Annotated in this window: 11 protein-coding genes; 4 read left to right on the top strand and 7 right to left on the bottom strand. The window is 44.8% G+C overall.

Features of this window, described 5'->3' with window-relative positions:
- Nucleotides 1–35 precede the first annotated feature (35 nt).
- The 4 genes from NCI00_RS23920 to NCI00_RS23905 all read right to left on the bottom strand — a co-directional run bounded on the left by NCI00_RS23920 (nucleotide 36) and on the right by NCI00_RS23905 (nucleotide 3818).
- Entirely contained in the window at nucleotides 36–719 is a 684-nt protein-coding gene (locus NCI00_RS23920) for a carbonic anhydrase family protein (RefSeq protein WP_253531956.1), read from the bottom strand.
- Between the two features lie 77 nt (nucleotides 720–796).
- Nucleotides 797–2350: a SulP family inorganic anion transporter gene (locus NCI00_RS23915; RefSeq protein WP_253531954.1), complete on the bottom strand. Its 1554-nt coding sequence runs from the start codon at nucleotides 2348–2350 to the stop codon at nucleotides 797–799.
- A 245-nt stretch (nucleotides 2351–2595) separates the two neighbouring features.
- On the bottom strand, nucleotides 2596–2913 hold the full coding sequence (locus NCI00_RS23910; RefSeq protein ID WP_253531952.1) for a hypothetical protein: 318 nt from the start codon (nucleotides 2911–2913) through the stop codon (nucleotides 2596–2598).
- A gap of 167 nt (nucleotides 2914–3080) precedes the next feature.
- Nucleotides 3081–3818, bottom strand: a complete 738-nt coding sequence (locus tag NCI00_RS23905) for a lysophospholipid acyltransferase family protein (protein ID WP_253531950.1) — start codon at nucleotides 3816–3818, stop codon at nucleotides 3081–3083.
- A 135-nt stretch (nucleotides 3819–3953) separates the two neighbouring features.
- Between NCI00_RS23905 and NCI00_RS23900 the strand changes: the two genes are divergently transcribed.
- Complete coding sequence (locus NCI00_RS23900) at nucleotides 3954–4937, top strand: acyl-ACP desaturase (protein WP_253531949.1); 984 nt, start codon at nucleotides 3954–3956, stop codon at nucleotides 4935–4937.
- A gap of 89 nt (nucleotides 4938–5026) precedes the next feature.
- Here the strand turns inward: NCI00_RS23900 and NCI00_RS23895 are convergent, their stop codons facing one another.
- On the bottom strand, nucleotides 5027–6649 hold the full coding sequence (locus tag NCI00_RS23895; protein WP_253531948.1) for a SulP family inorganic anion transporter: 1623 nt from the start codon (nucleotides 6647–6649) through the stop codon (nucleotides 5027–5029).
- A gap of 206 nt (nucleotides 6650–6855) precedes the next feature.
- Between NCI00_RS23895 and NCI00_RS23890 the strand changes: the two genes are divergently transcribed.
- Nucleotides 6856–7746, top strand: coding sequence for an SAM hydrolase/SAM-dependent halogenase family protein (locus NCI00_RS23890; protein ID WP_253531947.1), 891 nt, complete (start codon nucleotides 6856–6858; stop codon nucleotides 7744–7746).
- Between the two features lie 57 nt (nucleotides 7747–7803).
- Here the strand turns inward: NCI00_RS23890 and NCI00_RS23885 are convergent, their stop codons facing one another.
- Nucleotides 7804–9369, bottom strand: coding sequence for a glycoside hydrolase family 10-like protein (locus NCI00_RS23885; RefSeq protein ID WP_253531946.1), 1566 nt, complete (start codon nucleotides 9367–9369; stop codon nucleotides 7804–7806).
- Between the two features lie 186 nt (nucleotides 9370–9555).
- Nucleotides 9556–11439, bottom strand: coding sequence for a CocE/NonD family hydrolase (locus tag NCI00_RS23880; RefSeq protein WP_253531945.1), 1884 nt, complete (start codon nucleotides 11437–11439; stop codon nucleotides 9556–9558).
- A 189-nt stretch (nucleotides 11440–11628) separates the two neighbouring features.
- Between NCI00_RS23880 and NCI00_RS23875 the strand changes: the two genes are divergently transcribed.
- Together NCI00_RS23875 and NCI00_RS23870 are read left to right on the top strand one after the other, a co-directional pair.
- Nucleotides 11629–12276, top strand: a complete 648-nt coding sequence (locus NCI00_RS23875) for a hypothetical protein (RefSeq protein WP_253531943.1) — start codon at nucleotides 11629–11631, stop codon at nucleotides 12274–12276.
- Between the two features lie 417 nt (nucleotides 12277–12693).
- Nucleotides 12694–15912, top strand: coding sequence for a SusC/RagA family TonB-linked outer membrane protein (locus NCI00_RS23870; RefSeq protein WP_253531941.1), 3219 nt, complete (start codon nucleotides 12694–12696; stop codon nucleotides 15910–15912).

The following is a 15912-nucleotide window of genomic DNA, read 5'->3' as shown; positions in this document are numbered from 1 at the left end:
CTATCCCTTGTAAATGCGGGGGGCGTTTCGCCAAATTAATGGCGTAAACTTTCTACACTAAATTCAGCATTTTCAGGGTCACGAATAAACATGACATCGTCATAAAACTCCACTTCGCCCGTCTCTACGTTATACATTGCACCTACAACCCCAATTTGGCCATTTTCGACCAATTGTTCCAAAATAAAACTTCGTTCAATAATGTTTCTTACATTACGCTTCACATTTATTGTAGCGACATTTTCAACGAACGTTTTATTGGTAGAATTACGATTTTCTTTGGTTTCATTTTCCTGATAAACAGCTGGTTGAAGTTTAGCCAAAAGTTCCGTTAAATTCCCCATTTCTACATGGTCGCAAGCCCCTTTTACGGCACCACATTTAGTATGCCCCAAGACAACAATCAATTTTGAACCTGCCAATTTACAGGCAAATTCCATGCTACCCAAAATATCGGTATTTACGATATTACCCGCAATCCTTACCGAGAAAATATCTCCTAGCCCTTGGTCAAAAATAAGCTCGGCAGATGTTCTGCTATCGATGCAGCTTAGTACAATGGCAAATGGCCATTGGCCTTCTCGCGTATCATTTACTTGTTCTAATAAATCTCGTTGAACTTTCAAATTGTGGATAAACCTCTCGTTGCCTTCCTTTAAAATTTGCAAGGCCTTCCTTGGCGTCAGATTGGATTGTGTTTCTTTTGAATGTGCTTTCATTTTTTAAGTTTTTTTTGTGGCTCAATGTCCACAGGATTAATTTAAAATTGGTAGTAATGCAATTGCGTACACATGGTTTAATGCCCTGCCACACCCTTAAATGCCGGAATTCCCTTCAACTCCAGTTTGATTCCCCTCAAAACGGCGGTCTCTCTAAAATTATGGATGATTTCGAGAACGTCTAAATCAATGTTGTGGGATTTGGTCCCGTCAATGATGACGTTCGAATTTAAAGGCAGTTTATCTAAGGTAAGCGTAATGACTCCTTTGTTGATAAACGTCACGTCTTCTACCAGCTGAATCGTAATCGTTTCACCCTCACTACGTTTCTCTTTCATAAAATAGTACGCTCTTTTATAATTATTGCGCAAAATAAAGAAAATCGAAACGGCCATTCCGATGCCAATTCCTTTCAATAAATCAGAAAACAAAATCGCAACAATGGTCACTACAAAAGGCACAAATTGCTCCCAACCCAAGGCATACATCGACTTAAAGAGGGATAATTTGGCCAGCTTGTAGCCCACCATCAACAAAACGGCGGCCAAACAGGCCAACGGTATTTTGTTTAGTAAGGAGGCAAAACCAACCACGCTGATTAATAAAAACAGCCCATGAATGATGGCCGATTTTTTGGTTTTAGCTCCCGAATTGATGTTGGCTGAACTGCGCACAATAACGGCCGTCAGAGGAAGTCCGCCAATCAACCCAGAAATAATATTACCCAATCCTTGGGCTTTTAATTCACGGTTGGTAGGGGTATTACGCTTATAAGGGTCAAGTTTATCGGCTGCTTCTACGCTCAGCAGCGACTCCAAACTTGCCACAATGGCGATGGTAAACGCAATGATATAAACGTTGTAGTTGCTAAACCCTGAAAAGTCGGGCAGGGTAAATTGACCAATAAATTCATTGACAGAACTTGCCACTGGGAGCTTGACAAGGTGGTCATTTTCCAAAGCGAGTACGGGAAATGCGACTTTAAAGAACTCATTTAACCCAACCCCCAAGGCCACAACGACCAATGCGCCAGGCACAAACTTAAAGAAGGTGTATCTTTTGAAGAATGGCTTATCCCAAGCAATAAGAATGAGGAGCGAAAGGGTAGCAATAATGATGGCGCCAGGCTGAAGAAAATTGAGCGCATTTAGGATTTCAGAAAATGTATTTTCTCCGTCTACCTGCACAAATACAAAATCACCTTCGCTGTCTTTGTCGTAGCCAAGAGCATGAGGAATTTGTTTGAAAACAAGAATTAAACCAATTGCCGCCAACATACCTTTGATGACGCTCGAGGGAAAATAATGACCGATAATCCCAGCTTTGAGGTATCCTAAAACAACCTGCATGATACCCGCTATTACCACCGCCAACAAAAACAGCTCATACGAGCCTAATTGTTGGATAGAGTTCAGCACAATAACGGTGAGCCCAGCCGCAGGCCCACTCACACTCACGGGCGAACCGCTCGCTATTGCGACCACAATCCCGCCAATAATGCCTGCAATAACTCCCGAAAAAAGAGGCGCCCCCGACGCCAAAGCGATACCTAAACAGAGGGGTAATGCCACTAAGAACACCACTAATCCGGCGGGTAAATCTTGTTTTAAATCATTCAGTAGGTCCTTCATTTTATTAAATTAAGTGGAATCTGTTTTTAGATTATTTTTTATTATAATTGAGAAGATGATTCGTAGCAATAACTGCCAACGATTAAGTACAACACATCACAGCGCAGCAGGTTATTTTTAGGGCTGTCGAGCAACATAAAAACAAAATCCATTGACAAACTGGGCCAAATAGGGCAATAAGTTTGTTAACCAAGCAAATACGCGACAGAACGGGTCGGAAAGGGTGAATTAAGAACAAAAAAGCACTAATGGCTTTCGGGAGGAGGAATACAAATCGACGTAAAATGCTCAGGAGCAGGCATTAGATACGTGAAATTAAGATGCGATTTGGTCAGCGCCGAGACGTTAAAAACGGGGTAAGATAAGGACTCAAATTCATCCCATCCTTCCTCGCCAGTTTCTTCGTCAAAAGGGCAATTGGTCTCAGAATCAGGGCAGGAAGAGTCCGCCATTTTTTCATTCGCAGCTTGTTTCTTAATATCCTTCAAAGTAGGCCTAAGGACTGACACCAGTCCTATAAGAAGACTAAAAAGAATCAACAAGAATACTTTTGCGTAATTCATTGACCAGCTTTATGTTAGATACAATTACGGCTGTAATTCTATGCAAAAATGAAACTATATTTTTAAATTCCCAACTATTATTTCAGTGACAAATCTACCTATTTCACCTTGATGAAAAACGCAGATTGGGTAAATTTACACTTATTTCTGCAAATTTAAATCAACTATTAAGCGGTTTCTAGCTCTTTTTGAATGGCTAACTTCGCCAACTCCACCAATTCTTCGGCACTTTTTCCTTTCGGTTCTATGGGTGTTAGGCTTATCCACGACAACCGCTCTAGACTGTTAAGCGGAAAAATCCCTTTTGGGTTCAATTTACCCGTGTTTTTAATAGCGACAGGTACCACCAAAGCATGGGGGGCTTTTTTGACGAGTATGGCCACCCCCCCCACAGCAAACTGCTTTAGCTCGCCCGTTCTTGAACGGGTTCCTTCGGGAAAAATCGCCGCTGAAAACTTCGTTTCTTCAATCAACTTACCCAAACGGGCTATTTCAACGATGGCTTGCTTTCCGTCTTTTCGGTCAATGAGCGCAGCCCCGCTTTTACGCAGATTATAAGAAATGCTGGGAATACCTTTTGCCAATTCGATTTTGGAGACAAAAATTGGGTAGTTTTTGCGCATGTACCAAATCATTCCCACGATGTCAAACATACTCTGATGATTTGCCACAAAGATAACGGGCCGGTCAGTAGGCAGCTCTGTTTTTGCTTCATGGTGCAGGCGGGTCCCCAGTATCCACAATCCGTGCAATAGAAATCCATTGAGCCAATGAACCGATTTTTGGTGCGTTCGGCGGCCAAAAAGATGAAAACAAATGACTTGTATGACGTGAAATATCACCAGTGTCAAACCAAAATAAATCATGTAAACACTGCTGAGGAAGTAATCTAGTATTTTTTTCATGCAATTGTGGGAAATAAATCTATCCAGAGGCAAAATTAATCAAACATTCCTAAAACCACACAGCAACAATTTTCCTAAAATAATGCGTACCTTCGGCCCAATTTCGTGATAGTTAAGTTAAACGTTTTACATAATATGCAACTCCCCGCCACCCGCATAGAGGTAATGAAATTCATTGGGCAAAAGATTGACTCTGTCTTTTATGAATTTCTCAAACCCATAGAAGAGCTCTGGCAACCCTCCGATTTTTTGCCAGATTCTGCCAACGAAAACTTTTTGTCGGACGTCAAACTCCTTCAGGAAGCCGCCCGTGAACTGCCCTACGACTATATCGCCGTATTGGTTGGTGATACCATCACCGAAGAGGCCCTTCCAACCTACGAATCGTGGCTCATGACCGTTGAAGGCGTCAATCAGCAGGACCCACAACAAGGCTGGACCAAATGGATACGCGCTTGGACCGCCGAAGAAAATCGCCACGGCGATTTGCTCAACAAATATTTATACCTTTCAGGACGGGTAAACATGCGCGCCATGGAAGTATCTACCCAGTACTTGATTGCGGATGGATTTGACATCGAAACGGGCACGGACCCCTACCGCAACTTTGTCTATACTTCTTTTCAGGAGTTGGCCACCAATATCTCGCACCGCCGCACGGCTACTTTGGCCAAACAATACGGAAACACGTTGCTGTCAAAAATGTGCGGAGTCATTGCCGCCGATGAAATGCGCCACGCCAAGGCCTACAAGGCGTTTGTAGAACGGATTTTTGAGGTTGATTCTTCCGAAATGATGCTGGCATTTGAAGACATGATGCGCAAAAAAATCGTCATGCCTGCGCACTTCTTGCGTGAAACGGGCGTCAAAATAGGCGAAACATTCAGTCATTATTCTGACGCAGCCCAACGAATCGGTGTCTACACCACGTACGATTACATCGAAATCATGGACTCGTTGCTCAAAGAATGGAAGATTGACAAAGTTAGCGGTCTCAACGAAGCTGGCGAAAAGGCTCGCGACTATTTGATGGCCCTACCCACTCGCCTAAAACGCGTAGCAGAACGCACCAAAGTGCCTAACTTGGACTATAATTTTAGCTGGATATCAGCGTATTAGACTTAGTCTTTAATCCATATTTACCAACAAAAAAGCAGCGAACACAGTCGCTGCTTTTTTGTTGGTAAATCGCCTTGTTTTTTGAAAACTTAGGCGATTTCAACCGTATTTTTGCGCAAATGCTTAGGCAAACGGCGGGCTGCCAGAGGGTGTTCGGACAGACTTTCGTGTAAATCTAATCCCCGCAAAGTCAACGAACCGCCCTTTGATTCAAAATCCCGACGGAAGTTGTTGAGGTTATCGGCAACGGTATGGTCGACATACGCGGCTTTTGAAAAATCAATCACCAACGAACTACCCGCCGGAACTTTCATCAATAAGCTTTTCAATTTTAAGTAATTGGCAAACACCGCCGCGTTGTTTACATTCAATTGATACACGCCTAGCTCTTTTTCTTGAAGTTCAAAACGTGATTTGACAATGTCGCTCAGTTTTACCCCGAATGCTATCTGAATGATAAACTTGGTCAAGATACCCGCTGCAATACCAATCAACAAATCGGTAGCAATGGTGGTGATAATGGTAATCAGAAATATAGTAAGCTGCTCTTTACCAATGTGGTAAATATGGGCAAACTCCTTGGGGGAGGCCAAGCGAAAGCCTACAAAAATGAGCATAGCCGCCAACGAAGCCACTGGAACCATTTTGATAAGGGGCACCATCATTACGACAAACAAAAGCAGAAAAATACCGTGGAAGAAATTGGCCCAGCGGCTTTTCGCACCGTTATTTATGTTTGCCGAACTACGTGCCACTTCTGAAATCATCGGCAACCCTCCCAACAAACCCGCAATGGTATTACCAATTCCGACCGCAGTAAGATCTTTACTCAAATCTGACTTGCGTTTTTCGGGGTCAATCAAATCAATAGCCCGCCCCGTCAACAATGATTCAAGGCTTCCGATAAGCACAAACATCAAAAGGTATTTAAAGAAAATCGGAAACAGTTCGGGAGTAGTAAGCACTCCGAAGTTTACGTTCAAATTGAATGAAAAGTCGCCAGGAGTTACGAGTGGCTTAAAATTTTTGTAGGTAGGTTCGGTCAGGTGAAAATATTGTCCTAAAAGCACGCCCACAATCAATACTATAAGAGCTGGCGGCACTTTTTTCAATGCCTTGATATTCAGGTACTGCCATCCAAACAAAATGACCAAACTGATGGCCCCGATGATGGCAATGTGGTACTCCATGTGCGCCAGGCTGTGAGGCACCATTTCGAGCAACTCAATCGGCTCTTTTCCTTTCATTTCTGAAGGCGGGATACCTACCGCTAAATGCAATTGCTTCGACATAATGATAATCCCGATGGCCGCCAACATACCATGAACGGCCGAAAGAGGGAAAAAATCGGCGAGTTTGGCTACTTTAAGCACCCCTAAAAGAACTTGAATTAAGCCCGCCACAACAATCACACCCAACGCCAGTTTCCAGCCTAAATCCATGTCTCCTTTGCCGAGTTCGTCTACGGCGCCCGCCACGATGACAATCAAACCAGCCGCTGGCCCTTTGATGGTCAATTCAGAACCCGCAAAGAATGCAACAACAATGCCCCCAATGACGGCAGTCATCACGCCCATAATGGGCGGAAAATTACTGGCCCCCGCAATTCCTAAACAAAGCGGTAAGGCAATCAATGACACTAAAAAACCCGACAATAAATCTTTGCTCCAATAGGATTGTAAACTGTCAAAAATGCTTTCTTTTGATTTCATGATGCAGAGTGCTTGATTTTAACATCACAAAATTCCTCTTCTAGCATTAAACGGGTATTAAGGGCAGATTAAAAGGCGATTAAAAGAAACTTATCGCTATTTTAGCCACCCAAAAACAATCCAAAAAAACGTTTTGAAAGTACCTTTTTCCGCCATTAATAACCACAAATGTATCTTTACGTTGACAGGAAAAACCAATCAACCCCATGAAAACCCTCTCTACTCTTCTCTTCCTCTTTGTCTGCTCACTCACCCTTTTTGCCCAGCCCAAAACGGTGGTCTTTCAAACTGATTTTGGCCTGAAAGACGGTGCGGTATCGGCCATGAAAGGAGTGGCGATGGGCGTAAATCCAAATCTGAAGCTTTTTGATCTTACGCACGAAATCCCTGCCTATAACATTTGGGAAGCGGCCTATAGGTTGGAACAAACCGCTCCCTATTGGCCAAAAGGCACCGTTTTTGTGTCGGTGGTCGACCCAGGCGTGGGCACAGAACGCAAGTCGGTAGTACTTAAAACCAAAAGTGGGCATTACTTTGTCGGGCCCGACAATGGCAGTTTTACCCTCATTGCCGAGTCGTTGGGTATTCAGGAAGTTCATGAAATCGACGAGGCCCTCAACCGTCGCCGCAACTCACAGTCTTCCTATACCTTTCACGGGCGTGATGTTTACGCTTACACGGCAGCGCGATTGGCAGCGGGGGTGATTACCTTAGCGCAGGTCGGGAATCGACTTCCCAACGAAGTGGTGAAAATCCCCTTTCAAAAACCCGTTCTTGAAGGCAAGGCCATTGTGGGAAATATTCCAATTTTAGACGTTCAATACGGCAATATCTGGACCAATATTTCCGCCGATTTATTTAAAAAACTGAATATCGCCGCAGGACAAAAAGTAAAGATAACGGTGTGGCAAAATGAAAAACTCATTTTTGAAGGGAAAATGCCATTTGCCAATACCTTCGGCGAAGTGCCCGAAGGACAACCAATGGCTTATCTTAACAGCCTGATGAACCTTTCATTTGCCCTAAACATGGGCGATTTTTCCACAAAATACAGCGTTAAAAGCGGCCCAGAATGGAAAGTACGGGTGGAGAAATGAGAGACCAAACCTTAAAGAGTCCTGTCAGGCATATTCAATCGAAAGAAAGTTACCCCATTATTTTTTGGAAGCGCGAACAGTCGACCGCACCATGATGCTGGCAAGTACGGCTTCGCTTTCATTATGCAGGCGGTCGAGGGCCGTGATGGCATACGTATAACGCCGATTACGGAGTGCGGTACGGTCAAGCGCGCGGGTTTGACCTTCATAACAGGCCGCCAACAACCGTGGTTTTTCGTTGTCAGAATAGCGGTAAACAGCGTAATAATGAGCTTTGTCGCCATCACGGGCGGGCTCTGGGGCATTCCAGCGCAGTTCTACCCCGTTACGGGTGTCGGATACCTGCAAGTTAGTGGGTGTTTGCGGCGCTACTCGGTCTTTCCACGGCATCGTAGGTGGAAAAGCAGGCTCTTTATAGAAATTGGTACGCAACGAATCTGCGTGCCCCAATTTATTGTTAATCAAAGATTTAGAACTAAAAAATACACTTCCCGTAATTTCGGGATTAAGCCGGATAAACCGCATTTGGTTGGAGAATTCAGAAGCGTTGGTCCAGGCCCTGTCTTTCTCTTGTACCCCTACTTTATACGCGCCTTGTCCGATGTACAGGTGACGCCCGTAGGTATGCTTCAACCACCATGAAGTCAGGATTTTAAAAGGGACTTTATCGTGTTTGGTAGAAAAATAAATTTGCGGCACCATGTAGTCAACCCATCCCGCCTTCATCCATTTTTTGGTGTCGGCATACAGGTTATCGTACGATGTTTGGCCGCCTTCCGTGGCCGAGCCTGTGGGGTCATCTTTCCGGTTTCGCCATACCCCAAAAGGGCTAACACCGAATTTTACATACGGCTTTTCGGCAATGATGGCATCGCTGATTTGTTTGATGAGTTTGTCGATATTATCACGTCGCCAATCGTCTTTGCTTCTAAATCGAGCACCGTATTGTCGGAAGGCTTCTTCGTCTTTTAGGGTCTGCCCGGTAACCGTATAAGGATAAAAATAATCGTCAAAATGAATCCCGTCGACATCGTAATTTTTAACAATATTGGTGGTAATACCCGTAATATACTCCCGCACTTCGGGCAGGCCAAAATTGAACAGCTTATACCCATCATACTCAAAAACCCACTCAGGATGCTGCCGACCGATATTCTCGTTGGAAATACTCTTGCTTACGCGGTGCGATACCCGATTGAGATTGAGCCAAGCGTGAAACTCCATCCCGCGCCGATGACATTCCTCAATCATAAACTCCATCGGGTCATAAAATGGCTCGGGTGCTCGACCTTGTTTGCCCGTGAGCCATTCCGACCACGGCTCTTCACTTTTGGCATAAAATGCGTCGGCGGCGGCACGTACTTGAACAAATACCGCATTAATGCCCGTACGCTTGTGCGTGTCTAAAATGCGGATAAATTCCTCGCGTTGGTCTTCGGGAGAAAGATTCTTGCGGCTGGGCCAGTCAATATTATCAACGGTGGCAATCCAAACGGCCCGCATTTCTCGGCGTAAACCCATTGGGCCAAAGTCGCGGAAACCGGCACGTGGTTTTTGGGCCGTTTTACAGCCTTCTAAACCTAAAAAAAGCAACAGACAAAGCCAGGCAAGGTGTTTTTTCACGCAGCAATTGAAATTGAGTTAGGGCAAGACATAATAATTTGTTCGCTATTATCGCCTTAAAAGTAACGTTTTTTATTCTAAAGTATTGGACGAAAGGCGATTTGATACCTCCACATTAGAAAAGGAGAAAAGCAATAGGTTTATATCTTTTCATGCCGCCGGCGGTGTTCTCACCGCCGGCACTTTTTATTTCCCTTTCACCAACGGCACCCGAATCGCCGATGGATACGCCGCAGAATGAAAAATTTGGTTATTAGCAACGACCCCCGTTTTTTCATCAAAATTTTTCCCGCCCGTATTGAGATTTCGGTCAAACCGAGGGAAATTACTGCTCGATATTTCTACCCTAAGGCTGTGACCTGGTGCAAAATAATTGGACGTTACCATAGGGCTGAGCGTAAGTTTGTACACCTTACCTTTTTCCATCCATACCTCTTTGTCAAACCCCTCGCGGTAGCGGGCGCGCAGAATCGTCTCATCCAGATTATAGGCACGCCCATCGGGATAAACGTCGATAAGTTTTACCGTAAAATCGGTGTCTTTGGCATCTGAGCCTACGTAGAGCGTCGTTTCAATCGGTCCCGACAGCTCCGCCCCGTCTTTGAATGGGTCAGTCGTGTACACTAAAATATCATGTCGCGTTTCCATTTGGTGCTGGTCAAACGAGCCTCCTTGCACCGCCGTACCAGTACAGCAGACATTGCCACCGTAAGAAGGAACGGGGAACATAGGGTCATAAGCAAAAACATCTGGCTTAGCTTCTTTGGCCGGGGCTGAAAGCGTGAGTTTTCCATCGCCGTAGAGGCTGTTGGCTTTACCACCGCTCATGAGATAATAAGTGGTCATTTCAACGTTGGCAGGTGGCCACGTATCTGACGACTGCCACTTGTTTGACCCCATCGTAAAATACTGAACTTTAGGCGTTTTCTTTGTAAAATCGTTGGCTTCTCCCTTGAGCCAAAGATCAAACCACGCATAAATTTGCTCATCATAATTGAGGCGGGCATCGCCCATGCTACGCTCACCCACGATGGTGTTTTCGGTAGCACGTTTGTAGGCGCAGTGGAGCGTAGGTGCAATGACCAGATATTGATTATCTCGCACTTGCGGGTCGGTGGCGTTTTTACGAACATGATTGTAGAGCGCAAGATTGGGTGCGCTCGACACATCGTACCAAGACACAAACCAAAAACTCGGCACGCCAAAAGGCATATTGTCATGGTACAATCCTCCTTTGAACCAATCTGGGTCATTGGGTTTGCGGACAATCATTTTATCATAAACCCCTTTTTGTCCATTCACGTTTTTGATAATATCCTGCACCGGAAGATGACGTAATCCTTTGGACCAATCGACGGGAGGCATCTCGGTGGCTAAATCGAAATAGCGAGAAGCGCGTACCAATTCTTCCTGCGTGGCATTTTTGGGAAACTGCGGGCGAATTGCGTCGTTTTGAGTGCCATAGAGCCACGCCGTAAACAGCATCTGCTGTGCGCCGCCTCGGTACCAGTTGCCCTGCTCCCAAAACTCCCCTACTTTTCCTACGCCCGCGCCAAAGCCTTGCGGCACCATTGCGGCATGAGAAGGGTGGTCGAGGGCAGCCACGGCCATTTGCCACTCGGCGGTAGAAGAACAGCCCAGCGTACCGATTTTTCCGTTGCACCAAGCCTGCTTGGTCAACCACGAAAAAGCATCGTAGCCATCCGTTACGGGTGTTCCGAGAATATCCCACTCCCCTTCCGAAAAAAACCGTCCGCGCTCATTCTGAACTACATACGCATACCCGTGCGAAACCGCATCCAGTGCCTGCTGATAGGTTCCGTTTCTTGGTTCGCCGTTGCCCCACGAATTAAAATTATAAGGAGTTCTGGAAAAAATCACCGGAACAGGCTTATCGGTTTTAGGACGAAAAATATCCGTTGCCAAGCGAACACCATCCCGCATGGGCATCATCACTTTTTGATCAACCACGGCAATGGCCTGTAGTTTTTTTAGCACATCTTCTTGAGCAGAGGCCGTCATAGTTGCCACACACAGCCCAACAAAAATCAGTAAGAATAGTTTTTTCATACGAAGGTTAGTTTAACACCTCCTCAAAACTAACCAATTCACCTTCAAACGCCAAAAATGACACCAAATTGATATTTTTACGGCAAAAATGGTTGGCAGTTACGGATTAGCACGGTTTTTGAAAGTAGAAAAACAGTAGTACTCTAAGCTACTAATGGCTGCCATTGCATTTTGATTACTTAAGCAAAAATGATGAAACTCGCTTTACAAAGTCTGCTTTTAGGAGTTCTTATTGGATCAAATGTGTTGGCCCAACGCTTTATCTCGACCGAGCAGGATGAGCGCCGTTTGTGGCTTGCGGTAGGCGTGGGTCCTGGCCTTTTGAAAGCGGGCAGTGCGTACAGTACTAAACCCCTATTTTTGACCAAAGCAGGACTCGGCTGGCAAATTTTCGCATCCCCTTATTACATTGTAAATGAGCGAATTAATATGGGTTTGAAATTGGGAGGCATCTTCCGCCCAAAGTTTGAAGATGCCGAGTCCAACAGTATCATTCAGCCCAAATTTACCTCCTACGGGTTATTCTTTACCGATATTTTTCTAACACCTGCCTATCGAAGCTGGGGGGCTCCTGCCAAAACCCGTTTTTACATCGGCCTCAGTGCGGGTGCTTCCTACTTTGGGAAATTGGAGGCCAAAGACTTAATAACCCAACAGGTATATTCCCTACGCCGACACGGCAAAGAAGTATTTTTTACCGCCGCCCCCAAAATTGGAATGGTGATTGGTGAGATAAAATTAGAAATTGAGCACATCGTAACGACGCCTTTCAACCCCGACTTCACCTCCTTCACCATCAGTACTGGTATCCCTTTAGGAATTCCTAGGTATTATTAGGATAAAAAGCTTGGGCTTGCCAAGTTTTTGGTCTTCAAAACAAAGCAGAGAGCCCTGATTCTGCTCCAAACTCAAAAATATATCTTTTTAAGTCCTTATCATTCTACTCTATCAAGTACTCCCACCTACTTGATAATACTTCATTTATTATTTTTATTCTCTGTTTCCGGCTTACGGAGCCAATGCCATAAATTGGAATAATATCAGTCAAGCCTTACCAAAGTTATATTTATTGTCATTTTCATTCAAAAAATATACCTAATATATTAAATAAATTATATTATAGGCTCAAGAATTAACATAATTTTTATCAAGAAAGGCAGTAGTTACGAGGCCTATATCTCTTCTAAAATCGTATTTTGTTTTCAAACTGTTTTTTTTAACTTAAACGCTGTACAGACAGCCTGAATTATCACTATGGAAAAACCCTTACAACCGCATGGCCGGTTTAGCAGGATGATGCGACAATCCACCGCACCCTTCGTTCTGTCTTTTTCCTGCCTCACATTTGCCTACGCTGCTCCTGATCGAGACTTACTCGAAAAAAACGCTAACGTTCGTTTAGAAGAAAAAGCGGTAGATAAAACTATCTCCGGAAAAGTTGTAGACGAAACAAATAGTGGGTTGCCCGGCGTAAGTATTGTCATTAAAGGTACTCAACGCGGTACAGTAACCGACGGGAATGGGCTCTACAAATTGGAAGTCCCTGACAATGCAACGCTTATTTTTTCATTCGTAGGTTACGTGCCCCAAGAAATCGCCGTTGGTAACCAATCTTCCATTAATCTTACGCTAAAATCCGACAGCAAAGTATTGGAAGAAATTGTGGTTATCGGTTATGGTACCCTCAGAAAATCAGATTTAACGGGCTCTGTTAGTACCGTAAAAGCGGATCAACTAATGGAACGCCCCGCGCCCTCGCTTGCACAACAACTATCTGGTAGAATGGCTGGTGTACAAGTAAACACCAACTCAGGTCGCCCTGGAGGTAGAACCACCATTCGGGTACGCGGTTTCAGCTCTATCAACTCCTCCAACAACCCGTTGTATGTAGTAGATGGCGTAATGATGCCACAAGGAACCCAAACGCAATTTACGTCGGCCATTGATTACATCAATCCCAACGACATCGTATCGGTAGAAGTACTGAAAGACGCTTCCTCTACCGCTATTTACGGAGCCAGAGGCGCAAACGGGGTTATCCTTGTAACCACCAAAAAAGGAAAAGCCGGCGAAGGTACAGTAACCTACAATGCCGATTTTAGCGTAAACACCATCGGGCCCAACAGACCACGAGTATTAAATGCCAAAGAATACATGGCCGTAGAAGAATTGGCCTGGGCCAACATGGCCAAATACGACCCTGTTGGCTGGGCAGCTGGTAGGTTTGCAAACCTCAATCCAAAGTTACGCAGGGTAGATCCACGCGTATGGAACCCCGATGGCAGCAATAAGTATGATACCGATTGGTTTAAAGAAACAACCCAAAACAAACTATCTCAGAATCACCAATTAGGTTTTAGTGGTGGCAATGAGCGCACACAATACAATCTTTCATTGGGCTACCGCGATGACCAAGGCTTATTGAAACAGTCTTACATGAAACGGTATTCTGCCCGTTTTACGATTGATGACCAAGTGAAAAAATGGTTGAAAATAGGTGGTACACTTTCTTATAACAACCAATCAGAAAATATCGTGGACATCAACGATGCCGTAGCACGTCAGATTGTTGAAGACTTTCCGTTTTTGCCAGTAAGATACGAAGATGGTACTTATGCCAACAATCGCGATTATCCACTTGCCGAAGGCACTTTCAGTTCTGTTCACCGTTTGGAAGGTCGTAAGTACATCGTAAACAACCAAACAACATTGGGTAGCTTATACTCCAACATCAACATTGCCAAAGGGTTGGAGATGCGGACGGTGTTGGGGGTCAATGTACAAACCCAAGAAATAAACCAATCGCAGACCCGAACACTTAATATTGGTGGTAACGGAAACGCCTCTGCCAACAACAACCGAGAAACTTTCTGGTCATTGGAAAACTACTTGACCTACAACAAGCAAATCGGTGATAAGCACTCTATCAATGCCTTAGCGGGACTTTCGTGGCAAGAAACCAATGTGTTTGGTATCGGCGCCAGTGTAAACAACTTTGCCACTGACTACTTTGGTTTTAACAACCTGGGTGCAGGTGCTACCAATCCTTCCGTTAGTTCAGGAGCCTCACGTTTTGCTTTTAACTCTTACTTTGGCCGTGTTAATTATACATTGTCAAACAAATACTTAGTAACCCTGACAGGCCGCGCCGACGGTTCATCGAAGTTTGGAGAGAATCACAAATTTGCCTTTTTCCCCTCGGGAGCTTTGGCTTGGCGGGTTTCTGAAGAAGACTTCTTGAAAGGCAACTCGATTATTTCTAACCTCAAAATTAGAACGAGCTACGGCTTGACCGGAAACTCTGAAATTCCTCCTTATACTTCATTGTCATTGTTGAGCTCAAACTACGCCACTGTGTATAACGAAGGGCGGGTAGCGGGTACAGGTCTGCAACGTTTGGCTAACCCGGATTTGCGTTGGGAAAAAACAGCTCAAACCGATGCAGGTATCGAATTAGGCTTGTTTGGAGGTAAAATAACACTTGAAGCCGACTACTACTATCGCCTTACCACTGACATGCTTTTGGATGCACCTGTGCCGCAAACCAGTGGCTATGCTACCATCCGTAGAAACGTAGGCTCAATGTACAACAAAGGGGTGGAATTGGCCTTAAATACCATCAATATCGACCGTGGTGGCTTCCAGTGGAATACCAACTTCAATATTTCATTCAACCGCAACAAAGTGCTTTCATTGGCTACGCCTTCTGATATTTTTAACGTAGGTGGTCCAAACTTTACTAATCCTACCAATATCATCAGAATTGGCGAACCCGTAGGTTCTTTCTGGGGCTTAACTCGCTTAGGCGTATGGAGCGAAGCAGAGCGCGAAGAAGCGGCTAAATTTACCAGCTACCGCAATGGCTTGACCATCCTTCCTGGTGACATCAAATACCTTGACGTAAACGGCGACAAGGCTATCACCGATGCCGACCGTAGTATCATCGGAAACGGTAGTCCTAAAGCTTGGGGAGCCATGACCAATACATTTCGCTACAACAACTTTGACTTGACCTTTGAGATGCAGTTTTCGTATGGCAACGACGTAATGTTGATGAACCTACACCCCAGCGAAGACCGTCAAAACTTAGCCAACAGCTACACGTCGGTATTGAACGCTTGGACACCTCAGAATCAAAACACAATGATTGCCGAAATACGTGATACCCGTGCAGGCTACGTAACCAACGTGGATACCCAATGGATAAAGGATGGGTCTTTCTTACGGGGTAGAAACCTTTTATTGGGTTATACTTTCCCAAGCAACGTAACCAGCAAACTCAAAATGAGTCGCCTCAGAGTGTATGCTTCGGCCCAAAACTTCTTCCTCGCGGTGAAAGATAAGATTGTAGGTGATCCAGAAGTTACCCCTACCAATCAAGGAAATGCCAACAGTGCGTTTTCGCAAGGTATGATTTGGCACAACTATCCTAAACCCACTACTTTCATGATCGGATTACAGGTAGGGCTTTAA

The organism is Runella salmonicolor (assembly GCF_024158025.1).
Taxonomy (GTDB): Bacteria; Bacteroidota; Bacteroidia; order Cytophagales; family Spirosomataceae; genus Runella; species Runella salmonicolor.
This window is presented reverse-complemented; position numbering and strand designations above follow the sequence as displayed.